We start from the raw sequence: 25,585 nt of genomic DNA on the forward strand, positions 1-25,585 counted from the left end.
ACCCCGTATGACCGCCGCCGAAGGCCACCGGAACGGCACCAGCCTCTCCGACCTGGAGGCGCGCGCGCTGGCGCACCGCACCCGGCCCGCGTACGGGCACGACGCGCTGATCGCCTGCGACCGGCTGGTGCGGATCTTCTCCGCCGATGGGGTGGAGGTGCAGGCGCTGCAGGGGCTCGATCTGCTCGTCGGGGAGGGCGAGTTGATGGCGGTGGTGGGCGCCTCCGGCAGCGGCAAGTCGACGCTGCTGAACATCCTGGCCGGCCTCGACGTCCCGTCCGCGGGCGCCGCGAAGGTGGCGGGCTACGACCTGCTCGGGATGGACGCGGGGCAGCGGCTGCGCTACCGGCGCGAGGTGGTCGGGTTCGTGTGGCAGCAGACGTCGCGCAATCTGCTGCCATATCTCACCGCGGCCCAGAACGTGGCGCTGCCATTGCAGTTGCGCGGGCGCGGGCGGCGGCGGGAAGGCGCGGCCCGGGCCGGGGAGCTGCTGCGGATGCTGGGCCTTGCCGACGCCCACCACCGCCGCCCCGCGCAGCTGTCCGGCGGCGAGCAGCAGCGGGTGGCGATCGCGGTGGCGCTGGCGAACAACCCGTCGGTGCTGTTCGCGGACGAGCCCACCGGCGAGCTGGACTCGGCGACGGCGGAGCAGATCTTCGAGGCCTTCCGTACGGTGAACGAGGAGCTCGGCACGACCATCGTGATCGTCACTCACGACCAGGCGGTGGCGACCGAGGTCCGCCGCACGGTCGCTATCCGCGACGGGCGGACGGCGTCGGAAGTGCTGCGTCGGACGGAGGTCGACGCCTCGGGGCAGGAGTCGCTGGTGGCCCGGGAGTACGCGATGGTGGACCGGGCGGGGCGGCTGCAGCTGCCGGAGAGCTATGTGGAGGCGCTGGGGATTCGGGAGCGGGTGATGCTGGAGCTGGAGGAGGATCACATCGGGGTCTGGCCGGACGACAAGGCGCCGTAGAACAGCCCCCGCACAGTCCCCTCCCTCCCGGGGGCCACGCCCCTTTCAGGCTATCGCCGCCCACTGACATCGCCCTGCACAGGCGACGCCGCCGACACGAGCGAGACAGCCCGCGGTCAGCGCGGAGTGACCCCGAGTCCCGGCAGCCCGCCCCCGCGGCGCAGGGCGATCGAGCCGTACGGGGTGCGCAGGCGGAGCCAGTTGCCGGCGGCGACCAGGGTCGCGGGGCCGCGCAGCAGCCCGAAGACATGCGCGGCGTGCGCCGCCCGCAGCGGCAGCTCCGTGCCGCCGAGGCGGCGGCCCCAGATCTCGGCGCCGATGCGGTCGAGCTCGGAGCGGGTGCGCTTGTCCTCCGGGAGCGCCTCGACCCTTGCCTTGAACTCCTTCACCCCGGCGGCGACGGCCCCGCGCAGGTCGTCGGGCTCCGGCAGCCCGGGCAGCGGCTGCCAGCCGGTGCGGGGCGGGAGGAGGCCGGCCCAGGGCGGGCCGGTGACGGCGTCGGGGACCGGGACGTCGAGGCCGCCGTCTGCGGCGGGAGTGCCGCCGTCGATGGCGTCGGCCAACTGGCCTGCAGAGACAGTGCTGTCGAGGCTGTCGCCGGATCCGGATGCGGATCCGGATGCGGATGCGACGTCCGCCGACGCCGTGCGCACCACCACCACATCCAGCGCCGGCGCCTTCCCGAAGACCGCCAGCGCGCCACCCGCGCCCTGCAGCCGCACCGCCGCCGCCCGGTCGTAGCGCAGCAGCCGGCCGAGGAAGGCGGCGACGCCCGCCGCCTCCCTGGCGTCCGCGAACCGCAGCCGCGGGCCCGTACTCATGCCGCCGGCTCCAGATACTTCTCGAGGAACGCCCGCTCCTCGTCCGTGATCCGCCGCGGCCGCCCGTTCTCGAAGTCGAACGGCGCGATCACCGTCTGCGCGCGGACGTAGACCTCGTCGCCGTCCCGCACCTCGTACGCGATCGTGGCCGAGGCCGCCCGGATCTTGGTGATCCACAGTTCTATCTCGACCGGCTCGTGCCGGTGGACGAGCTGCTTCTTGTAGTCGATCTCGTGCCGCACGACCACCGTGCCGCCCTTGAAGGACTCCCGCCCCTCGCCGGGCGCCAGGCGGAACATGAAGTCCACCCGGGCCTCCTCCAGATAGCGGAGGAAGACCACGTTGTTGACGTGTCCGTAGACATCCATGTCCGCCCAGCGCAGCGGGCAGCGGTAGACGTGCCTGGCCACTTGGTGATCAGCCCCGCGTCAGCTTCTTGTACGTGGCGCGGTGCGGGCGGGCGGCGTCGGGGCCGAGGCGCTCGATCTTGTTCTTCTCGTACGACTCGAAGTTGCCCTCGAACCAGAACCACTTGGACTCGCCCTCGTACGCGAGGATGTGCGTCGCCACGCGGTCGAGGAACCACCGGTCGTGGGAGACGACCACGGCCGCGCCCGGGAAGTCGAGTAGCGCGTTCTCGAGGCTCGACAGGGTTTCGACGTCGAGGTCGTTGGTCGGCTCGTCGAGGAGGAGCAGGTTGCCGCCCTGCTTGAGGGTGAGCGCGAGGTTGAGGCGGTTGCGCTCGCCGCCGGAGAGGACGCCGGCCGGCTTCTGCTGGTCGGGGCCCTTGAAGCCGAAGGCGGAGACGTACGCACGGCTGGGCATCTCGACCTGGCCGACGTTGATGTAGTCCAGCTCGTCGGAGACGACCGCCCAGAGGGTCTTCTTCGGGTCGATGTTGCCGCGGCTCTGGTCGACGTACGAGATCTTCACGGTCTCGCCGACCTTGATCTCGCCGGAGTCCGGCTTCTCGAAGCCCTGGATCATCTTGAAGAGCGTCGTCTTGCCGGCGCCGTTCGGGCCGATGACGCCGACGATGCCGTTACGGGGCAGGGTGAAGCTCAGGTCGTCGATGAGCAGCTTGTCGCCGAAGCCCTTGGAGAGGTTCTTGACCTCGACGACGATATTGCCCAGGCGCGGGCCCGGCGGGATCTGGATCTCCTCGAAGTCCAGCTTCCGCATCTTCTCGGCCTCGGCGGCCATCTCCTCGTACTTGGCGAGGCGGGCCTTGGACTTGGCCTGCCGGCCCTTGGCGTTGGAGCGCACCCACTCGAGCTCTTCCTTGAGGCGCTTCTGCCGCTTGGCGTCCTTCTGGCCCTCGACCTTCAGACGGGAGGCCTTGGTCTCCAGGTACGTGGAGTAGTTGCCCTCGTAGCCGATGGCGCGGCCGCGGTCGAGCTCCATGATCCAGCCGGCGACGTTGTCGAGGAAGTACCGGTCGTGGGTGATGGCCACGACGGTGCCCTCGTACTGGGCGAGGTGCTGCTCCAGCCACTGCACGGACTCGGCGTCGAGGTGGTTGGTGGGCTCGTCGAGGAGGAGCAGGTCCGGGGCCTCGAGGAGGAGCTTGCAGAGCGCGACGCGGCGCTTCTCACCGCCGGAGAGGTTGGTGACGGGCCAGTCGCCGGGCGGGCAGCCGAGGGCGTCCATGGCCTGCTCGAGCTGGGAGTCGATGTCCCAGGCGTTCTTGTGGTCGAGCTTCTCCTGGAGCTTGCCCATCTCCTCGAGCAGCTCGTCGGAGTAGTCCGTGGCCATCTGCTCGGCGATCTCGTTGAAGCGGCGGAGCTGCTCGATGGTCTCGGCGGCGCCCTCCTGGACGTTCTCCAGGACGGTCTTGTCCTCGTTGAGGGTCGGCTCCTGCATGAGGATGCCGACGCTGTAGCCCGGGGAGAGGAAGGCATCGCCGTTGGAGGGCTGCTCGAGCCCGGCCATGATCTTGAGCACCGTCGACTTACCGGCGCCGTTCGGCCCCACGACACCGATCTTCGCGCCGGGCAGGAAGGCGAGGGTGACGTCGTCAAGGATCACCTTGTCGCCGTGCGCCTTGCGCGCCTTGCGCATGGTGTAGATGTACTCAGCCAAGAGAAACCGTCCGGCAATCGATGGGTGGGCAGATGCACCCATCTTGCCGCACTAGGTCGCTGGCGCGAAAACGGGCTTTGAATCCTGTGGCTTCGCCACGGATGTCCTCAAGCGCCGGACGGGCTTGTTTGGTGGGTGGGCCGGGCAGAGTTCCGCGACACAACCGAAAAAGCCCGCTTCGCTAAGACTTTTTCGGCTGCGTCGCTCCACTCTGCCCTCCTCCCGGAGGGATGGATCGACTCAGGCTCTCCCGGGGTCAGCTCTCGGCGTCGTCCGCGCTGGCGCGCCTGCGGAGCAGGAGGACCAGGGCGCCACCCACGACCACCAGGCCTATCGCCACCCCGGCGATGATCGGGGTCGCGTTGCTGCTGCCGGTTTCGGCGAGGTCGCCGGAGCCGGGGGTGGGGTCGACGGGGGCGCCACCCGTTGTCGCGGGGCCGGTCTGTGCGGTGATGCCGCCGTCGGACGACGGCTCCGTGGCGCAGTCCAGGACGCCGGTGAAGGTCTTCTCGAAGCCGTCGGTGCCGGTGACCGTGATCCGGTACGCCTGGTCCTCCGCCACCGGGACGGTGATCGTCCTGGAGTCGCCGGCGGCCACCGTGTGCTGCTGGCCCGCGACCTTGAGGGCGAAGTCCTCGTCGCCGCGGTTCGTCGCCGTGATGTCGACGCCGCCCTCCGCGCAGTTCTTCTTCGCCGTCACGGCCGTGGACGGCCCCTCGGCCGCCCATGTGGCGGTGGCCGTGGCGCTGACGGTGGCGGTCGAGGACCCGGCCAGGATCTGCGTCTGGCTCTTCGCCCCGGCGCCGACGCCGGTGAAGGCGCGGCCGACCGGTACCTTCGTGGACGCCTGCGCGGTCAGCGCACTCACCCCGTCCTCCGCGCCCTCCGGCACGTCGAACCACACCTTCGTGCCGTCCGCCGCGCTCGTCACCTGCTTGCCGTCCGCGTCGACCACCTTCACGCCCGAGGCGGCGCCGGCCGGGGCGGGTGCGATGTTCACCCCGCCCGCGTTGGTGTGCACGGTGACGGGTCCTGCCTGCTCGCCCGGGCGGCCGGAGACAGCGGCCGGGCTCAGGCTCAGCGAGGCCTTCGGCTCGCCGCCGGCGTGCCGGGCGCGGGCGGTGAGGTAGTCGGCGAGCTTCTCCGCCGTACGGTCCTTGGCCCGGACGTCCGCCTTGTCCGACAGCCGCCAGATGGCGACCTGGGTGCCGGCCGCGGCCGTCCGCTCGGTGAGCTTGCCCGCACCCGCCTGCGCGGCCAGCGCGTCGAGGTCGTTGACCTGCGGGTAGGAGTGCTCCAGGATCCAGCGGATCTTTCCGGCGCTCCGGTTGTTCTGGAGCGAGGACGCGCTCCAGGGAACTTCCTGGTACTTGGTCTGCGGCTGGGCGGGCGTCCCGAGGTCGACGCAGTACGTCTGGAGCGAGCCGCCGCGGTCGACGGCCATCTCGAAGAGCCCGGCACCGACCTCCTTGGTCGTGCCGTCGGCGGCGCGCACCACGGCCTTGCCGTACGTGCTGAGCTCGCCGAGCGTGGCGCTGGCGCCGCCCTGCGGGGCGGGGGGCGGGCCGTCCTGCGCCGCGGCGGGTCCGGCAGGGGATGCGGGCCCTACCGCGGATGCGGGCGCTGCCGCGGATATCGCGCCGGTCACCAGCAGGCCGGCGCCGAGCACTGCGGCGGCCGCCCTTCGTACAGAGATCATCGAGCGTGTATCCCCTCTGGCGCCGGCGGCCGCGCGCTCGGGCTGCGCGCGGAGGGAGGCCGGCCGACGCTGACCGTGCTCACACGGGACCCCGTAAAGATCTCGGCATCCTAGGAAAACCCGCGTCGCACTGGTTCCAAATGCACCTCCTGAAAGGTCGATCCGAACTGAATCGTTATCGGTGGGGTGGTGGAAAGGGCGCCTATGCCGTGAATGTGAGCCGGGACGTAGACGTGAGCCTGGGCGTGAACGTGCTGGCTCGGGGGCGGGGTCTGGCCCCTTCTTCCTCAAGCCGCCGCTGTCACTGGCGTCTTCAGCTCGGCGGCAGCGTCCTCGTCGGCCGCACGGGTGTCCTCGGTGGCTCTGTCGGTGTCCTCGGCCGCTGTGTGCCCGGGCGCTGTGTCCTCGCCCGTTGAGGCGATGCCCTCGTCGGCTGCGGTGGCTTCCGTCTCCGCCTCGCCATCCGGCTTCGCCTCCGCCGACCCAACCGACCGAGTCTCCTGCTCCGCCCCCTCCGGCCGCGCCCGCGCCGTCCGGTGGAAAGCCGCCGTGCCCTGGCTCAGGTCATGCCCGACCGTGACCGCGTCGATGCGGGCCTCCGTGTGGCGCTTGCCCTCGTACTCCCACTCGCGGAGGCGCAACTTGCCCTGCACCACCACGGGTTCGCCGACGGCGACCGAGCCCGTTACGTTTCCGGCCAGCTGGCGCCACGTCCAGACCGTGTACCAGTTGGTGTGGCCGTCGCCCCAGCCGCCGCGCTCCTGGTCGTACCGCCGCTCGGTGGCGGCGATGCGGAAGCGGGCGGCGGGCACGCCTGACTGGGTCCTGCGGAATTCGACTGGTGTGGCCACGCGGCCGGTCACCGTCACGATGGTCTCGTTCATGGAGGGCCTCCCCCGGGTTGTCGTGGTTGGTGCTTGCGCTGCGCGTTCATATTCGCGAGCGCGGGCAGCTCCGTACGACCCCCTGTGGATTACCCGGGGGTTGTGGACAACTCCGTCACCCTCGCCCTCAGAGCTGCTCCGCCCCGCCCGCCGCCACCACGTACTGCTCCCGCACCTCCCGATAACGCAGCAGCTCCGCCGCGATCGGCTCCAGCACCCGCGCCCGGCCGCACTTCGCCGTCGCCCCGCGCAGCCGTCGCTCGGCCTCCTGCCCGTAACGCCGCGCCGGTGCCCGCGCCGCCAGCCGGCACAGCACCGACAGCAGCGGCCCGCCCCCCGCACACACCAGGGCGAAGCCCACCAGCATCGGCCACTCCAGGTGCGCCGCCCCGACCAGGGACGCGAACAGCCACAGCACGCACAGCATCTGCAGCATGAAGAGCGCGTTCTGCGTCGCGCCGATCACCGACCACCAGCGCGGGCGCGGCATCCTGCCGGTCCCGGCGGCGTCTTCCTTCCCGCCCCCGCTCGCCTTCCCGCCCCCGCCCGCCTTCCCGGCAGCATCCGGCGTCACGACCGCATCCACCTCCCGAACCGCGTCCTCCAGCGCCTCAGCCAGCCCCTCCGACCCCCGTACCGCCGCCTCCTGCACCGCCTGCGCCCAAGGCCCCGGCAACCCGGCCCCCGCCTCCGCGGCCACCGTCCGCACGGCCTGCTCCACCACAGGGCGAGACGCCACAGCAGGTACAGACCCGGCCTCCGCCGCCCCGCCCCCCGTACGCGCGGCCGCGGCCCAGCCGGCTCCCGCCCGCCCACTCCCCGACCGTGCGCCGCTCGCCGACCGTCCGCCGCCCTCCGACCAGCCCCCGGCCCGCGCCTTCAGCGCCCCGGCCCCCGCCTCGACGGCATCGACCATCGCGGGCACCTGCTGCCCCGGCAGCTTCCGCAGCACCTTTCCCCAACCCTCAGCCGAAGGCTCCTCCGCGTCCGCCTCCCGCCCCCACCGCTCCCGGTACCAGCGCCCCAGCTGCGTCCAGCACGAGTCGCACGCATCCTGCGCCTCCCGCAGCCACTCGCGCTCCGCCGCCTGCCCCGCGGCCCGCGCACCCACCGCCTCCGCCAGCCGGTCCTCGAAGTCCTCCCGCGCCGCCCCGCTCAGCCCCGCTGCCTGCCCCTCCCCTACGTACACCTCGCGCAGCCGCGCCACCGCGCCGTCCACATCCGCGGTCAGCCGGCGCGCGGCGGCGCCCCGTTCCGTAATAAAGGAAGCCAGCTCCGACCGCAGCTCGCCAACGCCCTCGCCCGTCGCGGCCGACAGGCCGAGGACGCAGGAGCCCGGCTCGCCGTGCTCGCCGAGGGCCATGCCGTCGTCGTCGAGCAGCCGCCGCAGGTCGTCGAGGACCTGGTCGGTGGCGCTGTCGGGGAGCCGGTCGATCTGGTTCAGTACGACGAAGGTGACCTCGGCGTAGCCGGCGAGCGGCTTCAGATAGCGGTCGTGCAGCACGGCGTCCGCGTACTTCTCCGGGTCGACCACCCAGATCACCGCGTCCACCCGCCCCAGCACCCGCTCCACCTGCGCCCGGTGGTCCGCGAGCATCGAGTCGAAGTCCGGCAGGTCCACCAGCACCAGGCCGCGCAGCCCCAGGTCGTCTCGCTGCGGGCGGGCGGCGCGTGGAGGCATGCCAAGGCGCTCGAGCAACTGCAGCGGCGCGTCATCGCCCTGCCCGCGCCAGGCGCAGGCGCTCGGCGCGCCCGTGGTGGGGCGGCGGGTGCCGGTCTCGGAGAGGGTGGCGCCGGCGAGGGCGTTGAAGAGGGAGGACTTGCCGCTGCCGGTGGCGCCCGCGATGGCGACCACGGTGTGTTCGAGCGACAGCTTCTGCCGGTCCGCGGCCTCGTCGAGGACCCGGCCCGCCTCGGCGAGCGTGCGGGTGTCCAGGCGCGTACGGGAGAGCCCGACGAGCTCGCGCAGCGCGTCCAGCCGCCCGCGCAACGGTCCGACGCCGTGGCGCGGCGCGCCATCGGCGACGCGCGCCGGGGACACCTCCTCTGCGCCCCAAGAACCGGGGGCGTCCGGGCCGACCAGGCCGTCCGTACCAGCCGGACCCGCCGGACCCGCCGGACCGACCAGGCCGCCCAGGCCCCCCTCGGCCGGCACCTCACCGCCGCCTGCCGGCGCCTCTTCCGTACGCACACCACCACTCCCCACCACCCCCGGAATCCGCTCCCCCGGCATCCGCGCCCGCCCCACACTCGCGGCCCCACCGCCCACTGCTCCACCCCGCCCCGGATCCACCGCCCCCGGCTCCAGCACCTCCGCCCACGCCTGCGCCGCCGCCCACGGATCGGGCTCGTCGCCCCCGGGCCCACGCCCACGCTGCGGGTATCCCGCCGACCGCCGCGCGATCAGCCCGTCGTCCCACATCCCGTTGGCCCCACCCGACTCGCCCGACCCACCCGGCTCGGCGCCATCCTCAGCCGAAGCTTCGTGGACCTCCGCCTCGTGCAGCTCACGCTGTTCCGCGGTCACCGGCACACCTCTCCTTCTGCAGTACGGAAAGCGCTGCGATCAGCTCGGCCTGCTCGCCTGGCCCGGCGTCGAGGTCGTCCAGCGGCGCGAGCCTGCGCTCCCGCTCGCCCAGCACAATCCGGTCGACGTATCCGAAGAGCAGCTGCCCGCCCTTGTCGTAATAGGCCCGCGCCCCCGCCAGCCCGAGCATCCGGCCGAGGATCCTGGCGGCGGGCCGGGCCCGCGCGTCGCCGCCGAGCAGCACCACGGCGAGCAGCGCGGCCGCGTCCTGCGGCTCGGTGTCGGCGGCGCGTTCGGCGGCCCGGAGTTCCTCCTCGGCGAGTTCCTCCAGTTCGCGCCGCCAGCGCCGCACGGTCACGCCGATCCGCTCCACCGGCTCCTCAGCCTCGGCGGGCCGGTCCGCGTACGCCTTGGTGGCCGGGTCGCGGCGCAGCTCGGCGGCGGCGCGTTCGTCGGCGGCGGCGACCGCGCAGTGCAGCAGCGAGGTGAGCCCGGCGTCGAGCGCGTCGAGGAACTCCCCCGACGTCCCGCCGGCCCCCGCCGGCCCGCTCCCCCTGGTCTCCCACAGCGCGAGCGCATCGCCCGCGAGCCCCACCCCCGCGCCGAGCTGCTGGTGCACGCGCTCCAGCGCCTGGTCGTACGCCCCCTGCACCCGCTGCACCATCCGCAGCGCGGCGGCGTGCTGCCCGGCGCTGGCGGCGGCGAGCTCGGCCAGCCGCGGCTTGACGGAGGCGAGGGCGCCGGCGGCGGTACGGGCCGCGACGGTGGCCCGCAGCTCCCGGTACTGCGCCCGGTGCGCGAGCCATTCCCGCAGGTCACGTACGGCAGTGGCGGGCAGCAGCCCGCTCCCGCCGCCGGCCGACTCGGGCAGCTCGGGGATGGTGAAGCGCGGTACGTCCCCGAGCCCGGCGCGGTGCAGCAGCCCCGCGTACTGCCGGGAGATCTCGTGCGCCACCTGGTGCGGCACGCGGTCGAGGACGGTGACGAGGGTGACCCCGTACTCCTTGGCGCTGCGCAGCAGATTCCACGGCAGCGCGTCGGCGTACCGGGTGGCGGACGTGACGAGCACCCAGACGTCGGCGGCGCAGACGAGCTCGGCGGCGAGCTCGCGGTTGTGCCGTACGACGGAATCGATGTCGGGGGCGTCGAGCAGGGCGAGGCCGCGGGGGAGGGTGGCGTCGCTGTCGAGGCAGAGCAAGCCTTCGCCGTCTTCGGAGGTCTCGCCGAATTCCCCGAGCTCCGCAGGCCCGTGGTCGCTGTCGCCGTCGTCACCGTCGGCGCCCTCCGCCCGCGGTACGGGCCGCACCCGCGTCAGCCCCGGCAGCACCCGGTCGTCCGCGAACCAGTGCGCGTCGCCCGGATGGCAGACCAGCACCGGCGTCCTGGTGGTCGGCCGCAGCACCCCTGACTCGCTCACCCGCCTGCCGACCAGGGAGTTCACGAGGGTGGACTTCCCGGCCCCGGTCGATCCGCCGACCACGGCGAGCAACGGCGCTTCCGGACTACGCAGCCGGGGCACCAAATAGTCGTCAAGCTGCGCAACCAGCTCGGCCTGCCCTCTGCGGGCACGAGCCGCCCCGGAAAGCGGCAACGGAAACCGCACACCGGCAACGCGCTCGCGCACGCCGGTGAGCGCGTCGATCAGCTCTGGCCTAACCTCCGAGGACACCACATGTGAAGAATGCCCTATTCTGTAGAATTTTCGTCGGATATTGGACGGTATGCCGTGTACGACTGCAGGTGCCGGGCCTTCACACACCCGGGGCACGCCGCGCTGGACCGGACCGGACATGGCATGACAGGCCCACCAACCCCGCCGACCACACCCCCCACCGCCCGACCGCACCCACCCCACCCATAACGAGTGCACAACACCCCCGCCACGCTCCGCGAAAATCGCTGCAGAAATCGCACCCGCCTGCGATTATCAGGACGCTTCACCGAACCTCCACAACGTGTTGCGGACGTGAAGCACCCAGGTCGACCCGCCCGGCCCCCTATCCTTGTCCCCGGCAAGGTCACGGATCCGCCGAGCGAGCCCGGCCACACCGCAGTACCGCCACATACCGGCCCACGTAGCTCAGTGGATAGAGCAGGTGCCTTCTAAGCACTTGGCCGCAGGTTCGAGTCCTGCCGTGGGCGCCACACAGAAGGATGGCTGGGGCGCTTGTCGCGCATTGCGGACCTGTCGCCCTCCTTCTCCTCGTCGTCCCTGGTCGACGGCCTCTGCCGGAAGGGGACGACCACGGTGTTGGCTGCGGCCACAGCCACGTCTTCGATGGTGTCGGCGGTGAGTGTCACCGTGCAAGTGGCTCGGTCTGTCACCCGGTCGTAGCGGATCTCCAGCCGGAGCGCTTCAAAGAGTGCCCGCGACATCTGGTCCGTCATGCCGGTCAGGTCGACCGCTCCGACAGGGAGCCGCTGCAGGAGGCCAGGGTTCAGGGCGCGCCGAGCTTCCCCGTCCAGCAGCCCCAGCCGGCGCGTCAGCTCCTCCTGCTCTGCTCTCAGCTCGGCATGGCGGAGATGGACCTCTCGCAACAGCCCACCCTCAAGATCGTCAACCAGTTCAAGGTGCCGGACGAGTCGCCGACGCCGAGCTTCGGTGTCCGCCACAGCACGGCGCAGGGCCCTGCGCCGCTCGACGCGCTCCTGCTGCTCGGCCGCATCCAGCTCACCACGGCTGGACGACAGCAGCTCCTCCCGGTAGCCGCCGAACACCTGCTTCGCGAGGAACTGGTTCAGTCCGGCGACGAGCCCGTCCTCGCCGACCCAGATGCTCGGCGGATGTCCCTGCGGTCGATAGCTGCGGTTCGGGGAGCAGACGTAGTAGGCCTCTCCCTTGCTGGTCTTTCCGTACAGGCGGCGTCCGCACTGCGCGCAGAAGAGAAAGCTGCGCAGGCGGTACGTGCGCTTGGCTTGAGGGTGTCGATTCTGTCCTGCCGCCCCTCGTGAACGTGCCCGGTGCTCGGTGACGCGTTGGGCCTGGACGAAGGTCTCGAGGTCGATGAGTGGTTCGTGGACCGGATCGGTGGACCACACCCACTGCTCGACCGGGTTGGGACGGTTGCGTCCCTTGCCTTTGCGGGCTCGGCGGTTCCAGACCATGTGACCGGTGTACTTCGGGTTGGTGAGCACGTCCCGGACGTTGGAGCTGGTCCAGCGTCCTACTGCGGTGTCCGTACGGATGGGTTCGGGGGGTGGGTAACTCGTCAGGTCGCCATTGAGTCGGTCGGCGACCGCTTGATAGCCGAGCCTCTCCGTGGCGCGCCAGCGGAACATGACGCTGACCACTGGACCTTGCACGGGATCAGGTTCCAGACGGGTCTTCTTCGCTCCCTTGGCGCGCCTCGCCGGCACAGGGTGCAATACCCGCTGCGCCCGATATCCGTAACACGGCTTACCAACGTTGTAGCCCTGCTCGGTATGCGCCTCCCACCCGGCCCAGGACTTCTCCAGCAGCTCCAGGACGTACCACTCGGCAACGCCCTGCTTCATGCGACGAGTCAGCACCTGGGTCGGGGTCATTGATGCCCGGCGGTTGCTGTGGAGAAAGAGCGGCTCATCTGCCGCCAGCAGGGGGATCCCCGCTTCCTCCAACTGGTGCTCGACTTCCGTACCGATGCGGGTGTACCGGGAGATGCGGTCGATCGAGTCGCAGATGACGGCGTCAAAGCGGCGATCCGGTCGGCGGGCTTCGGAGAGGAGCTCGCTGAAGCCGCCGTCGCGATGGATGGGGATGCTGAGTTCTTCGTGGGCCGCGCCCTGGCCACGCTCGGCCTGCTCTTTTCGCCCCGATTCCACGTCGTAGAAGTGCAGCGTGATCGAGACATTCGCGGGAAGAGCCTTCCGGCATGTGGCCAGCTGGCGGGGCAGGGAGATCGTCGGGTCCTGGAGGTCCGAGGTAGAAGTCCGGCCGATCCATGCGATCCGTGTCAGCTCGGACGGACGCCTCTCGGTGGAGGAGCCGATCCGCCCCCGTCCTGTGGGGTGCTGTTCCTGGAGCCAGACTCTGATCGCGTCAGGGCCACCCATGCCACCACCTCACGAATGATCTGCGCTTGCCGCAGCCGCAGCTGCCGTCCGTCTTCGCCCACGAGAACACGGATCTTGAAGTCCATGTCGGCCTCATGGGGCGCAGCACATGGACCCGGAGGACTACTGCCGTCAGCGCTTTCATTCATTCTCCACCACCGGCCTCCCGATAGGGCTCAGTCCGGCGGACGGGCTGCGGCTTTCTCGATTCCTCAGAGTCGGTCGGCATGGAGAGTGGAGCCATGTACAGCAGCACGACCGTCGTGCCGTGATCCTGGCGAAGGGCGCTGCGGCCGAGGGGGACCAGATCGGACCGCCGGGCGAAGGCTGCCAGGCGGTCTTCGAGTTCACCGACACCAGCACCCTCCGCTTCGTCAAACAGCAGGAAGGCCGTGAGGCCGAACGGGGCCACCAGGTCGCCCCACGGGATGCGCTCGACCCAGCCGCTCGCTGCCGTGCCAACGAGGGCGATCACCACGTCGAATCGTTCCGCGGCCGACGCCACGGCGCGGTCCGGCGACGGACCGGGTGACTGGGCCGGCGGCGGTGCCGAGTCTGTGTCGGTTGCGTGTCGAGGTACCGGACTCACGAGCCGTACTTCTACGGACTGAACGAGTCCGGCAAGGGACCCGGCGAGCGTCTGCAGGCGAAGAACGTCGTCGTCCGCAGGGATGCTCGACGCCAGCCCGGTGAGCAGCAGGAGGTGATCGTCGCTTCGACTGTGCTCCACGACGACTTGGCGGGCAGTCTCCGCGAGTCGGCCGCGGTCTGTCCGGCGCTGAGGACGGCGCCGTGCCGGCAGTCCGGCAGGAGCAGCTGCGGCGTCGCCCATTCCGTCCTGGGACATGGGGGCTATCCCTTCGAGAGTGTGGAACCTTGTCACTAACAAAGGCCGAATTCTCAGGCCCTTTTGGACAGAACACGATCGCCGAATGTCCGCGGTCGCGGGGCTCGTACGCGGCACGCGGAGCGGACGCAGCGACTACTCCACGGCTAAGCGGGCACTAAAACTGCTGGTCACCGGCGCTCTGCGAGCTGACGCCGCACGGCTTCCGCGCTCAGGCAAGCCGGAGGTAAGCGGTCTGGCGCAACCGCACAACGACCACTTGGGCGCCCGTTGTCTACACGCGCATGAGGCCCATAGTCCGCCGCTGTCCTGCGCTTGCCGGGGTTGTGTCTCGCTGGGACGGACCCTCCTCTCCGTCCGAAGCGAGGACCGACTCATGGATACAGACGAAGAATTCAGACTGCCTCAGGGGCGCCTTTCGGTGACGCAGCCCCAGCCCCTGGACACCCTGCGCGCGACCTTCCGCTGGCTGTCCGTCGGCCCGCACCCCCTCGTCCTGGACGGGCGTGCCTTCGCCGGACTCCCGGACCGCCAGTTGACCGTGGCCGAGGTCCGAAGGCTACTGCTCGCCCACAGCTGCCCGCAGCCGACCCGCGATGCCGCGTGGGCCCACCTGGTGGGTCGGGCCCGGGCGGACGGCGGGGCGTGGACGGTGGCCTGTGCGGCGATGGCGGCACCGGCGCTGATCGGGCCGATGTGGTGGCTGACGACGCACTATCCCGGGGATCCGTTCGATGTGCAGGCGGAGGTGCTGGCGGGCTTTCTGCGGGCGCTGCAGACCGTCGACGTCCGCAGGCCGCGGATTCTGCTGCGGCTGCGCTGGGCGGCGTACCGGGCCGGGCATGCCGCGCTGGAGGAGGCGCTGGATGCTCCGCAGCCGGTGCCGGCGGACTTTCGGTCGGCGCCGCCGCGACCGGCGGCCGGTCACCCGGACTTTGTGTTGGCAGAGGCAGTCCGGGCGTCGGTCCTGACCCGGACTGAAGCGGACCTGATCGGGTCCACTCGGCTGGAGCAGGTCCCGATCGTGGTGTGGGCCGAAGCCCATGGGATGGGCGTCGCGGCGGCGTACAAGCTGCGCCGTCGGGCCGAGTTCCGGCTGGCCGCGCACCTCAGTGATCGTCGCCAGGATCTCGAAATCGATGACGTGATCTACGAGCTGCAGGGTGCTGCCTGAGCCGGGTCCGAAACTTCCGCAAGAGCATCTGTCCAACGCGGCACCAGATTCCGGCCTTTGTAAGTAGGGAGGCTCCGCGCTCCCGGCTGATACGCCCCGCGACGGGAGGTAGGGCCCATGGTGTCGGTTCCGGCGTCTCGTACTCGCTGGCGCTCGTGGCGATGGTGGTCGGCGGCAGGGGTGATCGTGGCGATCTGCTCTCTGGTTGCCGCCGCACCACCGTCGGATGGCGGGCAGCTGCTCGCCCTGGCCAAATCCGTGGACGAGGTGCTGGACAACATCCGTAACTGGATCATGGGGATTCTGGCCGGCCTGGCCACGGTGTTCCTGACCGTCGGCGGTGTCCGCTACGTGATGGCGGGCGGCGATCCGGGCGAGGTGGAGAAGGCCAAGACGGCTTTCAGGAGCGCTGGGTGGGGATACGGGCTGGCCGCGCTGGCGCCGCTGGTCGTGGAGGTCCTCAAGGGAATCGTGGGTGCCTGATGGACGCCCGAGCCCTGGCCCAGAAGCGACTGACGGTCGTCCTCCTCGCCGCGCTCCTTCCGGGCGTGCTGATGACGGCCGAGGCGCAGGCGGCGGAAGATCAGCAGCCGCCGCCCACGCCCAACCCCGTCGACTGGCTCACCGACGCCATCGGGAAGGCGATCGGCGCCTTCTTCGAAAAGCTCGTCTCGTCCGCGCTCAATCCGCTGCTGGATCTGCTGGGGCACAGCCTGTTCGCGACGCCAACCCCGGATCAGCTGCCGCGGATCGGGGAGCTGTGGGACAGCTCGTGGCAGATCATGCTGGCGAGCTACGGCATTTTGGTCGCGGTCGGCGGCGTGGTGGTGATGGCACACGAGTCGGTCCAGACCCGCTATTCGATCAAGGAGATCGGGCCGCGGGTGGTGCTCGGGTTCCTGGCCTCGGCGCTGTCGCTGCCGCTGGCCGGGCAGGCCATCGCACTGGCCAATGCCCTCTCCGCCGCGGTCCTCGGCGGCGGCGTGGACGAGGGGACGGCCGCGGCGGCCTTACGGAATATGGTGTCCGGCGCTCTGGTCAACAACCTCTTCATGGCGCTGATCGGGCTGGTCCTGGTGATCATGCTGCTGGTGCTGCTGGTCACCTATGTGGTGCGGGTGGCTCTGACCGTCATCATGGTTGCCGGAGCGCCGCTGGCCTTGATGTGTTACGCGCTGCCGCAGACCGAGGCTGTGGCCCGCTGGTGGTGGCGCGTGTTCGGCGGGCTGCTGGCCATCCAGGTCGCGCAGGCTCTCGCGCTGATCACGGCGATCCGGCTGTTCCTGACCCCGGACACCTTCCAGTGGTTCGGCGTCGGCAACAGCGGGCTCGTGAATCTGATCGTTGCGTTGGGGCTCGTGTACATCCTGCTGCGGATCCCGTTCTGGATTCTGCAGTCGGTCCGGGTCAGCCGGCGTCGTTCGATGGCCGGTGGGGTGGCTCGTGCTTATGTCTTCGGCCGGGTGCTGCATGTGCTGCGCGGCCGGTAGGCGGCTCAACGTGCCACGGGAGCGCGTGCCATGGGAGCGCGTGCCACGCCGAGAGGATGAGCTCTGGTGAGCAGTCAGCAGATCCGCATACCCTCGAACGTCGACCGCCCGGACACCCTGTTCCTCGGGCTGACCGCCCGCCAGGTGCTGATCCTGTCCGTGACCGGGATGGTCCTCTATCTGGGCTGGCAGGCGTCCCGTCCCATCGTCCCGCTCGCGGTGTACGCCGTCGTCGCGGTGCCGCTCGCCATCACAGCGGCGGCCCTGGCCCTGGGGGAACGGGACGGCCTGCCGCTGGATCAGCTGGCCTTGGCCGCCGTACGGCATCACCTGTCCCCGCGTATCCAGGTGGCAGCCGCGGAGGGCGTATTGCCCCCACCGCAGTGGATCCGGGGTGCCGCCTCCGGCGCTGCGGGCAACGCGGCGAAGGACATGCTGCCGGCGGCCGGGCAGTCGCCGGTGGCGGGGGTGTCGGAGTCCGGGCTGGTCGACCTGGGCCAGGACGGGGTCGCCCTGGTGGCGGTGTGCTCCACCGTCAACTTCGCCTTGCGGACACCGGCGGAACAGGAGGCTCTGGTCGCCACCTTCGGCCGGTACCTGCATTCGCTGACCGCGCCCGTGCAGGTGGTCACGCGCACCGAGCGACTGGACCTCTCCGGGCAGGTCGGTGAGCTGCGGTCCCGGGCTCCTGGGCTGCCGCATCCGGCGCTTGAGGCCGCCGCCCGCGAGCATGCGGACTTCGTGGAGCAGCTGGGCCGCGACCGTGTGCTGCTGCGCCGCCAGGTGCTGCTCGTCCTGCGTGAACCGCTGGCCCCCGGCGGGCCGACCGACGGGCTCGGCGGCGCCTCGCCTCTCGCGCTGCTGGCCGCCCGGAGCCGGAGCATGCGGCCGAAGGACGCTGATGACTCGGCGGCGCGTCGTGCCGCGGGATCGCGGCTGGTCCGACGGGCCGCGGAGGCCCGGGAGTTACTGAATCCGGCCGGGATCGAGGTCACCGTGCTGGACGCGGGCCGGACCACGGGTGTCCTCGCCTCCGCCTGCTCCCCCGGCAGCCTCATCCGGCCCTCCAGCGCGCTCGCCACGGCCGATGAGGTGATCACCACCGCGGTTTCGGCCGACGACGGCATCGACGACCTGCGAGCGGAGCGGATCCCATGAACCGCCGGCGCACATCTCCCGATACCCGCCGCCAAGGCTCCCTGTCCATCATGCCCGACGCCTTGAAGGTGGACGCCCGCAGCATCGAGGTCGGCGGGGAGTGGATCGCCGCCTTCGCGATCACCGGCTATCCGCGCGAGGTCCACCCGGGGTGGCTGCAGCCACTGCTGACCTACCCCGGCCGCGTCGATGTGGCGCTGCACGTGGAGCCGATCGACCCGGTCACCGCCGCCGGCCGGCTCAAGCGGCAGCTGTCGAAGCTGGAATCCGGGCGGCGGCAGGCGCAGGACAAGGGCCGGCTGCTGGATCCGTACGTCGAGGCCGCGACCGAAGACGCCTACGAGCTGAGCGCCCGCATCGCCCGCGGCGAGGGCAAGCTCTACCGGCTCGGCCTCTACCTGACCGTGCGCACCGGCAGCGAGCAGGCCCTGACGGACGAGGTCGCCGCGGTGCGTGCCCTGGCCGCCAGCCTGCTGCTGGACGCCAAGCCGACCACGTACCGCAGCCTGCAGGGCTGGCTGACCTGCCTGCCCCTCGGGCTCGATCTGATCCGGATGCGGCGCACCTTCGACACCAGCGCGCTCTCCGCGGCATTCCCCTTCACCAGCCCCGACCTGCCGCCCGCCGATCCGGCCTCGCTCGCCGCCCCGTCGGGCGTGCTGTACGGCTACAACGTCGGCTCCCAAGGCCTGGTGCACTGGGACCGCTTCGCCCTGGACAACCACAACGCGGTCATCCTCGGCCGCTCCGGTGCCGGCAAGTCCTACCTGGTCAAGCTGGAGCTGCTGCGCTCGCTGTACCGCGGCGTCGAGATCCATGTGATCGACCCGGAGGACGAGTACGCCCGCCTGACCCGTGCCGTCGGCGGCGCCTACGTGCACCTCGGCGCGGAGGGTGTACGCCTCAACCCGCTCGACCTGCCCATCCAGCTCCAAGCCGACGGGCGGCGCACCGCTCCCCGCGATGCCCTGGTGCGCCGCTCGTTGTTCTGCCACACCGTGCTCGCCGTCCTGCTCGGCGGCCCGCTCGACCCGGCGCAGCGGGTCGCCCTCGACCAGGCCGTCACGGCCACATACCAGAAGGCCGGGATCACTGCCGACGCCCGCACCTGGAACCGCCCCGCCCCGCTCCTCGGCGATCTCATGACCGTGCTCTCCAATACCCGGCAGCCTGCCGCCAAGGAACTGGCCGCACGGCTTCACCCGTACGTCCGCGGCGCGTTCAAAGGGCTCTTCGACGGCCCGACGTCCACACGACCGGAAGGTCACCTGGTCGCCTTCTCCCTCCGCGATCTTCCCGACGAGCTCAAGCCCGTCGGCACCCTGCTGGCGCTGGACGCGGTGTGGCGGCGGGTTTCCAATCCCGCCGTACGCCGTCCCCGCCTGGTCATGGTCGACGAGGCGTGGCTGCTGATGCAGCAGCCGGCCGGGGCCGACTTCCTCTTCCGCATGGCCAAGGCGGGCCGCAAGCACTGGGCGGGGCTGACCGTCGCCACCCAGGATGCGGCGGACGTCCTGGCGACGGACCTGGGCAAGGCGATCGTCGCGAACTCCGCCACCCAGATCCTGCTGCGCCAGGCACCGCAGGCCATCGATGAGATCGCCCGTACCTTCCATCTCTCCACGGGCGAGCGCCAGTTCCTGCTGGCCGCGGACAGGGGGCAGGGCCTGCTGTCCACTGGCACCCACCGCACCGCTTTCGAGGTGATCGCCTCGCCGAGCGAGGATTTCCTGGTTACGAGCGACCCGGCTCAGCTCGCCGCGTACGCCACCGCGCAGGAGCAGGCGAGCGACGCGGGCTTCGTGGACGTACTCGATCTCCCCGGGCACGACGATCTCGTCGAGTCCCCCAACGGCCGCGTCGACGTCGGCGTCCCGTGAGCCGTGCCATTTCCAGGCCCATACCTGCAGCCACAGGAGGAGGTCCCGGTCATGCTGCCGATTCCGCTGTCCCACGATGCCGTCGCGGTCGCGGACCGACGGGGGTCCACCATGCAGGCTGATTCACTGCTGCGCGACTATCTACGCGATCCGGCCGGCGCTATAAGCGCCGTTCTGGGGCACCTCCAAGCCTGGCTGTCCGCATGGGGTGCGGCCATGGGCTCGGCCGCTGCCGCCGCGGCGGCCGCAGGGTATCTCCTGCGCGAGTACCGGCGCCGGCAACGTGCGCGAGACCTGGCGTGTGAGGCGCGGATGGTCGCGATTCTCCCCCCGCCTGCCGTCGAACCAGAAGGCGCGGCCGCGCTCTGGGCCAACCTGGTCGGGCTGCTGCGTCCGGCCTGGCGACGATGGTTGTGGGGGCAGCCGCATCTGACCTGGGAGTATCGCTTCGACTCCGATGGCGTCCGGATCGGTTTGTGGGTCCCCGGCGGCATCCCGCCGGGCCTGGTCGAGCGGGCGCTCGAGGCCGCCTGGCCCGGGGCCCACACCCGTACCAGGCCCGCCACCGCCCCGCTCCCACCCGGCACCGGCGAAGGCGATCACCTGTACGCCGCCGCAGGCGAATTACGGCTGGCGCGCAGTGAGGCACTGCCCATCCGCGCCGACTTCCCCACCGATCCGATCCGTGCGCTGCTCGGCGCACCCGTCGGTCTCACGGGCGGCGAGCAGGCCGTCGTGCAGATCCTGGCCCGCCCGATCACGGGCCACCGCATCGCCGCCGCCCGCCGAGCCGCCCGCCGGCTACGGGCCGGACGTCCCGCCCGCCTCGTCCATCGTCTCCTCGATGTCGTCACCCCCGGCCGCATACGAGCACCTCGACGCTCACCGGCCGCGGTCCCGGGTGACCGGCAGGCCGCCATCGAGACGGCAGCGCAAGACCGTGCGATCGTGCTCAAACAGCGCGGCGCGCAATACGAAACCCGCATCCGCTACGCCGTCCTGGCCCCCGCCGACGACAGCGACAAGTCCACCCGCCAGCACGCCGAGGACCGCCTGCGCGGCCGGGCCCACGCCATCGCCTCGGCCTTCTCCGCCTACACCGAGCACAACTACTACCGCCGCCGCCGGATCCGCCGCCCCCTGCCCCGCCTGGCCGACCGCCGCCTCGACCGCGGCGACCTGCTGTCCATCCCGGAACTGGCCGCCCTCGCCCACCTGCCCTGGGACCACACCGTCGCCGGCCTGCAGCGCGCCAGCGCCAAGGCCGTCCCACCCCCGCCCGGCCTCCCTGGCCGCGGCCCGGCGATCCGCCCCATCGGTCAGACCGACACCGGCCGCACCCGCCACGTCGGCCTGCACGTCCCCGACGCCCGCCAGCACCTGCACATCCTCGGCGCCACCGGCTCCGGCAAGTCCGAACTCCTGGGCACCATGATCCTCGCCGACGCGGAAGCCGGCCGCGGCGTCGTAGCCGTCGACCCCAAAGGCGACCTGATCACCGACCTGCTGATGCGGCTACCGGAGCAACTGGCCCCTCGCGTCGTGCTCTTCGACGCCGACGACCGGCACCCGCCCCCCATCCTCAACCCGCTCGAGGGCACCGACGGCCCCCGCGCCGTCGATCACCTCGTATCGATCTTCTCCCGCATCTACGCCGCCTCCTGGGGCCCGCGCACCGACGACATCCTGCGCTCCGGCCTCCTCACCCTGCACGCCCAACCCGGCACCCCCACCCTCAGCGACCTCCCCCACCTCTTCACCAACCAGGCATACCGGCACTCCGCGATCACGCATATCCACGACGACATCCTCCGCGGCTTCTGGACCTGGTACGACGACCTCTCCACCGCAGGCCGCGCACACGTCACCGCCCCACTCATGAACAAGCTACGCGGCCTGCTGCTGCGCCCCTTCGTCCGCGACGCCCTCGCCGGCGGCCCGTCCACCGTCGACATGGACCACGTCCTGGGCGGCGGCATCTGCCTGGTGCGCATCGCCAAGGACACCCTCGGCGCCGAAACCTCCGCGCTCGTCGGCTCCATCGTCGTCGCCCGTACCTGGCAGGCAGCCACCCGCCGCGCCCGCCTCCCCCAGGACAAACGCCCCGACTGCGCGCTCTACCTCGACGAGGCGCACAACTTCCTGCACCTCCCGTACGCGCTGGAGGACATGCTCGCCGAGGCCCGCGGCTACCGCTTGTCGATGACCCTGGCCCACCAATACCTGCGCCAGCTGCCCAAAGAACTCGAAGAGGGCATCAGCACCAATGCCCGCACCAAAATCTTCTTCAACTCCTCCCCCGAAGACGCCCACCACCTGGCCCGCCACACCGCGCCCTGCCTGGACGAGCACGACCTCTCGCACCTCGGCGCCTTCCACATCGCCGTGCGTCCAGTCCTCCACGGCGCCGAGGCACCAGCCTTCACCGCACGCACGCAGAAGCTCCCACCCCCGGCCCCCGGCCGCGCCCGGCTCATCCGCACCGCGGCCCGCCGCCACGCCGGCCCACGTCACGGCATCACGCTGACCAAGCGCCTGCCTCTGCACCGCACCACCGACCCCCGCAGAACCCCACCCGCCCACACAGGAGACAAGTGATGACTACCTATCCCCCACCCCAGCGCGCCCTGCGCGGCCACCGGCCCCCGCGCCCCACCGAGCGCACCGTGCTCTCCGCAGTGAGCCTGGCCCGCCTGGCCGCCCGCCTCACCCCACGAGACCGCTGGCTGGCCCACATGCTCTACGAGCACCGGGTACTGACCTCCCACCAGATCGCCCAGCTGGCCTTCGTCTCCCACCGAGCCGCGAACCTCCGCCTGCTGGAGCTCTACAAGAGCCGCGTGGTGGAGCGTTTCCAACCCTTCGTCACGAGCGGCACCGCACCCATGCACTACGTACTCGACATCGCCGGCGCCCGCCTGCTCCCACCGGATGCCGGCACCGTCCGCTTCCGCCAGGACGAGGCCCTGGCCATTGCGCAGTCGCTGCAGCTCACCCACCTCGTAGGCAGCAACTCCCTCTTCACGGCCCTGGTGGCACGAGCCCGCCACCCCGCGACCACCGGCGAGCTGACGGCCTGGTGGTCCGAGTCCCGCTGCCGACGCTACTTCGGCGACCTGGCCCGCCCCGACGGCTACGGTCGCTGGCGCGAGGGCGACCGCGAAGTCGAGTGGTTCCTGGAACACGACACCGGCACCGAAGCCCCCGCGAAGGTCGCGGACAAGGTTCCCGGCTACGCGGCGCTGGCGGCCACTACCCGTATCGCCACGCCGATCCTCTTCTGGCTACCTACCGCCCGCCGTGAAGGTGCTACGCGTCGCGCGCTGCTCACCGCCCGCGCCCGCGTGGCGAACCCCCAGCAGGTGCCGATCGCGACCACGAACGCCGGCTATCCCCCGAAGACAGACCGGCCTGACCCCACCACACGCCGCTGGTTACCCCTGGAGTCACCCGCAGGCAGCCACCGCTACCGCCTCGCCGACCTCCCGGCAGCCTGGCCCGAACTGCGGCCGCTCAGGCCGGACACCGCCACGACGCCAAGCGCCTCCGTCAACGGCTCACCCCCACCCCACCCCATGCCACCACCAGCGACATCACCTGGGGAAGGTGAAACCCCATGTTCAAGGGCATAGCGCTGGCCCTTGGCGGCCTGCTCCTCTGCCTCACCCTCATCGCCGCAGCCGCCAGCGGCCCGCTGCTCGCCCTGGCAGGAGGCCCGGGCACCACTCCGAGCAAGGCTGCGCTCCGCGACATACCGGGCGACTACCTCCTGCTTTACCGAAAGGCCGCCCCCACCTGCCCGGGCCTGGACTGGTCCGTCCTCGCCGCAATAGGCAAGGTCGAGAGCAACCACGGCCGCTCAACGCTGCCCGGCGTACACAGCGGAGCCAACCCGGCAAACGCCCGAGGCCCCATGCAATTTCTGCCTGCCACATTCCGCAGCGTCATCGCCAAACACCCGCCGCCGGGCGGTGCCCAGACAGCGACACCGTACGACCCCGAGGACGCCATCTTCTCCGCGGCCGCCTACCTCTGCGACTCCGGAGCCCGAGACGGAAAGAACCTCCAAAAAGGCATCTACGCCTACAACCACTCCACCACTTACGTAACAAATGTCCTAGCCCAAGCTAGCGCCTACAGAAGCGGGAAGATCAGCGGAGGCGACACCGCCGCCTCCACCGTCACCCTCACGGCGATCGAGTTCGCCCAGAAGCAGCTCGGCGACCGTTACGTCTTCGGCGGCGACGGCCCGCACGAGGGCGGCTGGGACTGCTCCGGCCTGACCAAGGCCGCCTACGCGGCAGCCGGCGTCAAACTGCCGCGCACCGCGGACGCACAATTCCGCACTGGCCCGCGCGTCCCGCGAGGCGAGCAATTACGACCGGGCGATCTTGCCTTCTACGGCAGTCCAGGCGGGACCATCCACCATGTGGGCCTCGTCATCGGTCGCGGACAACTGATCGAGGCACCGAAACCCGGCACGAAGGTCCGCATCGGACCCATCCTGTTCACGGGCGCAGACTTCGCCGGCGCGACCCGACCAGCTGACCTTGCGACATCCCGATAGCGACGCAACTGCTGCCGCCTGACGGTGGGAGCGCAGGCCTGCGTCGAGGTCATGCAGTCGACGGTATCTTGAGCCCTTTCCAACCTGACGGCGTGGCCTGGCGGTTGGCGGGCTGTACGAACCGGCGAAGCTCCTGGTAGACGGGTTCACGACCAAGATCACCCGTGCCGACCAGGAGCTTCGTGTGCTTGTCTATCCATCGGCGATCGATCTGTCCAGTGCCCACCTGCGCCGCCTCGCGGGGCATCTCACGGTTCGCCGCCGCGAGATCGGCACCCGGTGGCGCCGTGTCACGCCGGGCCGTCAGGCTCTGCTGGTCCTGGCCCATCTGCGGTGCGGCGACACCTATGCCCAGCTCGCCGCCGGGTTCGGCATCGGGATCGCGACGGTCTACCGCTACGTCCGCGAGGCGATAGAGGTCCTGGCCGCGCTGGCTCCCAGCCTGGCCGAGGCGATGCGGACCGCGAGCCGCCTGGCCTTCGTGATCCTCGACGGGACGCTGCTGCCGATCGACCGGATCGCCGCCGACACCCCGTACTACTCCGGCAAACACAAGCGGCACGGCATGAACGTCCAGGTCCTCACCGATCCCTTCGGGCGGCTGCTGTGGGCCTCGCCCGCGCTGCCCGGCTCAACCCATGACCTGACCGCCGCCCGCACCCACGGCATCGTCGACGCGCTCGCCGAAGCCGGCCTCAAGTGCTGGGCCGACAAGGCGTACCAGGGCGCCGGCGGACCCGTCCGGGTGCCGTTTCGTGGCCGTCGCCTCAAGCGGTGGCAGCGTCAGCACAACAGCACACACGCCAAGATCCGCTGCCTCGGCGAGCAGGCCATGGCCACCCTCAAGGGCTGGCGCCTCCTGCGGAAGCTCCGGTGCAGCACGAACCGCATCACCAACTTCGTGAAGGCCATCCTCGTCCTTCACCACGCGTCAGTGTGAGGTTGGAAAAGGCTCATGGTGGAAGGTGGTGTTGCCAAACTCGATGCGCTCGGATTGGTCGGTGAAGGCGTAGCGGGCCTTGAATTCCTGGCCGCCCTGGGTGACCGTGGTCTGCTGCGAGAAGTCGTTCCACTGCTCGCTGGTGCGGGCCGTTTCCGGGGTGGGTGCGGCAGCGGTTTCGTTGCCTGCTTTGTCGTACGACCAGCCCTCCGTGGAGCCGTTCTTGCCGGTGATCTGGGAGGCGTCATTGATGGTGTAGGTAGTGCCGCCCGGGCAGCCGGCCGCGGTGCCCTGCGAGGTGAGGTTGCCGGCCTTGTCGTAGCAGTACAGCCAACTCGCGTTGGTCGTGGAGCCCTTGGTCTCCTTGGTGAATGTCAGCCGTCCCGCGGAATCGTAGTCATAGGTGCGCTTCAGATCTGCGACGTTGTCGGTGCGGGTACGGATCTTGCTGCCGTCCTTACGACCTCGTGCATGGTTGGGGTGGCGCGTCGAGGGCCGCGGGCTGGCCATT

General features: G+C 70.9%; 20 protein-coding genes and 1 tRNA gene. 11 read left to right on the forward strand and 10 right to left on the reverse strand.

Annotated features, from left to right (window positions below):
* The first annotated feature begins 7 nt into the window (after positions 1 to 7).
* Positions 8 to 973 carry an ABC transporter ATP-binding protein gene (locus ACNNMR_RS14405; protein WP_419995000.1) on the forward strand — a complete coding sequence of 322 codons (966 nt, stop codon included), beginning with the start codon at positions 8 to 10 and terminating at the stop codon, positions 971 to 973.
* 116 nt (positions 974 to 1,089) lie between these two features.
* Here ACNNMR_RS14405 and ACNNMR_RS14410 read toward each other — a convergent pair whose 3' ends face one another.
* From ACNNMR_RS14410 to ACNNMR_RS14440, 7 genes are all read right to left on the reverse strand, one after another.
* On the reverse strand, positions 1,090 to 1,794 hold the full coding sequence (locus tag ACNNMR_RS14410; RefSeq protein ID WP_419995001.1) for a hypothetical protein: 705 nt from the start codon (positions 1,792 to 1,794) through the stop codon (positions 1,090 to 1,092).
* The gene (locus ACNNMR_RS14415) at positions 1,791 to 2,204 is read right to left on the reverse strand and encodes an acyl-CoA thioesterase (protein ID WP_419995002.1); all 414 of its coding nucleotides are present in this window, start codon (positions 2,202 to 2,204) and stop codon (positions 1,791 to 1,793) included. Before ACNNMR_RS14415 ends, ACNNMR_RS14410 begins: the two co-directional genes overlap by 4 nt.
* A gap of 7 nt (positions 2,205 to 2,211) precedes the next feature.
* The gene (gene ettA / locus ACNNMR_RS14420) at positions 2,212 to 3,876 is read right to left on the reverse strand and encodes an energy-dependent translational throttle protein EttA (RefSeq protein WP_419995003.1); all 1,665 of its coding nucleotides are present in this window, start codon (positions 3,874 to 3,876) and stop codon (positions 2,212 to 2,214) included.
* A gap of 256 nt (positions 3,877 to 4,132) precedes the next feature.
* Positions 4,133 to 5,575, reverse strand: a complete 1,443-nt coding sequence (locus ACNNMR_RS14425) for a Cys-Gln thioester bond-forming surface protein (protein WP_419995004.1) — start codon at positions 5,573 to 5,575, stop codon at positions 4,133 to 4,135.
* Between the two features lie 287 nt (positions 5,576 to 5,862).
* Positions 5,863 to 6,459 (reverse strand): single-stranded DNA-binding protein, encoded by a 597-nt coding sequence (locus ACNNMR_RS14430; protein ID WP_419995005.1) that lies wholly within the window; start codon positions 6,457 to 6,459, stop codon positions 5,863 to 5,865.
* Between the two features lie 127 nt (positions 6,460 to 6,586).
* A complete protein-coding gene (locus tag ACNNMR_RS14435; RefSeq protein ID WP_420000362.1) occupies positions 6,587 to 8,692 on the reverse strand; it encodes a GTPase in 2,106 nt (701 codons plus the stop codon).
* Between the two features lie 274 nt (positions 8,693 to 8,966).
* Positions 8,967 to 10,658, reverse strand: coding sequence for a dynamin family protein (locus ACNNMR_RS14440; RefSeq protein ID WP_419995006.1), 1,692 nt, complete (start codon positions 10,656 to 10,658; stop codon positions 8,967 to 8,969).
* Between the two features lie 397 nt (positions 10,659 to 11,055).
* On the opposite strand from ACNNMR_RS14440, the gene ACNNMR_RS14445 reads away from it, so the two are divergent.
* Positions 11,056 to 11,131 (forward strand) — tRNA-Arg (locus ACNNMR_RS14445).
* Here the strand turns inward: ACNNMR_RS14445 and ACNNMR_RS14450 are convergent.
* A complete protein-coding gene (locus ACNNMR_RS14450) occupies positions 11,090 to 13,018 on the reverse strand; it encodes a recombinase family protein (RefSeq protein ID WP_420000363.1) in 1,929 nt (642 codons plus the stop codon). The genes ACNNMR_RS14445 and ACNNMR_RS14450 overlap by 42 nt on opposite strands.
* A gap of 145 nt (positions 13,019 to 13,163) precedes the next feature.
* Positions 13,164 to 13,865, reverse strand: a complete 702-nt coding sequence (locus ACNNMR_RS14455; RefSeq protein ID WP_419995007.1) for a hypothetical protein — start codon at positions 13,863 to 13,865, stop codon at positions 13,164 to 13,166.
* Positions 13,866 to 14,286: 421 nt separating this feature from the next.
* Here ACNNMR_RS14455 and ACNNMR_RS14460 point away from each other — a divergent pair, with 421 nt between their 5' ends.
* The 9 genes from ACNNMR_RS14460 (at position 14,287) to ACNNMR_RS14500 (ending at position 25,074) form a co-directional block, all read left to right on the forward strand.
* The gene (locus tag ACNNMR_RS14460; protein ID WP_419995008.1) at positions 14,287 to 15,039 is read left to right on the forward strand and encodes a hypothetical protein; all 753 of its coding nucleotides are present in this window, start codon (positions 14,287 to 14,289) and stop codon (positions 15,037 to 15,039) included.
* Between the two features lie 186 nt (positions 15,040 to 15,225).
* Positions 15,226 to 15,522, forward strand: a complete 297-nt coding sequence (locus ACNNMR_RS14465; RefSeq protein ID WP_419995009.1) for a pilin — start codon at positions 15,226 to 15,228, stop codon at positions 15,520 to 15,522.
* Positions 15,522 to 16,529 carry a hypothetical protein gene (locus ACNNMR_RS14470; RefSeq protein WP_419995010.1) on the forward strand — a complete coding sequence of 336 codons (1,008 nt, stop codon included), beginning with the start codon at positions 15,522 to 15,524 and terminating at the stop codon, positions 16,527 to 16,529. Before ACNNMR_RS14465 ends, ACNNMR_RS14470 begins: the two co-directional genes overlap by 1 nt.
* Before the next feature lie 66 nt (positions 16,530 to 16,595).
* A complete protein-coding gene (locus tag ACNNMR_RS14475; RefSeq protein WP_419995011.1) occupies positions 16,596 to 17,687 on the forward strand; it encodes a PrgI family protein in 1,092 nt (363 codons plus the stop codon).
* Positions 17,688 to 17,737: 50 nt separating this feature from the next.
* Positions 17,738 to 19,567: a VirB4 family type IV secretion system protein gene (locus tag ACNNMR_RS14480; protein WP_419995012.1), complete on the forward strand. Its 1,830-nt coding sequence runs from the start codon at positions 17,738 to 17,740 to the stop codon at positions 19,565 to 19,567.
* A gap of 51 nt (positions 19,568 to 19,618) precedes the next feature.
* Positions 19,619 to 22,165, forward strand: coding sequence for a type IV secretory system conjugative DNA transfer family protein (locus ACNNMR_RS14485; protein ID WP_419995013.1), 2,547 nt, complete (start codon positions 19,619 to 19,621; stop codon positions 22,163 to 22,165).
* Positions 22,165 to 23,199: a replication-relaxation family protein gene (locus tag ACNNMR_RS14490; protein WP_419995014.1), complete on the forward strand. Its 1,035-nt coding sequence runs from the start codon at positions 22,165 to 22,167 to the stop codon at positions 23,197 to 23,199. Before ACNNMR_RS14485 ends, ACNNMR_RS14490 begins: the two co-directional genes overlap by 1 nt.
* A complete protein-coding gene (locus ACNNMR_RS14495; protein WP_419995015.1) occupies positions 23,184 to 24,134 on the forward strand; it encodes an NlpC/P60 family protein in 951 nt (316 codons plus the stop codon). Before ACNNMR_RS14490 ends, ACNNMR_RS14495 begins: the two co-directional genes overlap by 16 nt.
* Positions 24,135 to 24,318: 184 nt before the next feature.
* Positions 24,319 to 25,074 carry a transposase family protein gene (locus tag ACNNMR_RS14500; RefSeq protein ID WP_419995016.1) on the forward strand — a complete coding sequence of 252 codons (756 nt, stop codon included), beginning with the start codon at positions 24,319 to 24,321 and terminating at the stop codon, positions 25,072 to 25,074.
* Here ACNNMR_RS14500 and ACNNMR_RS14505 read toward each other — a convergent pair.
* Positions 25,066 to 25,584 carry a hypothetical protein gene (locus tag ACNNMR_RS14505; RefSeq protein WP_419995017.1) on the reverse strand — a complete coding sequence of 173 codons (519 nt, stop codon included), beginning with the start codon at positions 25,582 to 25,584 and terminating at the stop codon, positions 25,066 to 25,068. The two genes, ACNNMR_RS14500 and ACNNMR_RS14505, sit on opposite strands and share 9 nt — an antisense overlap.
* Between the last annotated feature and the right edge of the window lies 1 nt (position 25,585).

The sequence above is a fragment of the Streptomyces boninensis genome, assembly GCF_048572725.1.
In the GTDB taxonomy this organism is placed as follows: Bacteria; Actinomycetota; Actinomycetes; order Streptomycetales; family Streptomycetaceae; genus Streptomyces; species Streptomyces boninensis.

Bases quoted from the DNA above. Each gene is read 5' to 3' on its own strand.
- ACNNMR_RS14405 (WP_419995000.1), top strand. From the start codon at position 8: ATGACCGCCGCCGAAGGCCACCGGAACGGCACCAGCCTCTCCGACCTG.
- ACNNMR_RS14410 (WP_419995001.1), bottom strand. From the start codon at position 1,794: ATGAGTACGGGCCCGCGGCTGCGGTTCGCGGACGCCAGGGAGGCGGCG.
- ACNNMR_RS14425 (WP_419995004.1), bottom strand. From the start codon at position 5,575: ATGATCTCTGTACGAAGGGCGGCCGCCGCAGTGCTCGGCGCCGGCCTG.
- ACNNMR_RS14430 (WP_419995005.1), bottom strand. From the start codon at position 6,459: ATGAACGAGACCATCGTGACGGTGACCGGCCGCGTGGCCACACCAGTC.
- ACNNMR_RS14435 (WP_420000362.1), bottom strand. From the start codon at position 8,692: ATGCCGGGGGAGCGGATTCCGGGGGTGGTGGGGAGTGGTGGTGTGCGT.
- ACNNMR_RS14450 (WP_420000363.1), bottom strand. From the start codon at position 13,018: ATGGGTGGCCCTGACGCGATCAGAGTCTGGCTCCAGGAACAGCACCCC.
- ACNNMR_RS14455 (WP_419995007.1), bottom strand. From the start codon at position 13,865: ATGTCCCAGGACGGAATGGGCGACGCCGCAGCTGCTCCTGCCGGACTG.
- ACNNMR_RS14470 (WP_419995010.1), top strand. From the start codon at position 15,522: ATGGACGCCCGAGCCCTGGCCCAGAAGCGACTGACGGTCGTCCTCCTC.
- ACNNMR_RS14480 (WP_419995012.1), top strand. From the start codon at position 17,738: ATGCCCGACGCCTTGAAGGTGGACGCCCGCAGCATCGAGGTCGGCGGG.
- ACNNMR_RS14485 (WP_419995013.1), top strand. From the start codon at position 19,619: ATGCTGCCGATTCCGCTGTCCCACGATGCCGTCGCGGTCGCGGACCGA.
- ACNNMR_RS14490 (WP_419995014.1), top strand. From the start codon at position 22,165: ATGACTACCTATCCCCCACCCCAGCGCGCCCTGCGCGGCCACCGGCCC.
- ACNNMR_RS14495 (WP_419995015.1), top strand. From the start codon at position 23,184: ATGTTCAAGGGCATAGCGCTGGCCCTTGGCGGCCTGCTCCTCTGCCTC.
- ACNNMR_RS14505 (WP_419995017.1), bottom strand. From the start codon at position 25,584: ATGGCCAGCCCGCGGCCCTCGACGCGCCACCCCAACCATGCACGAGGT.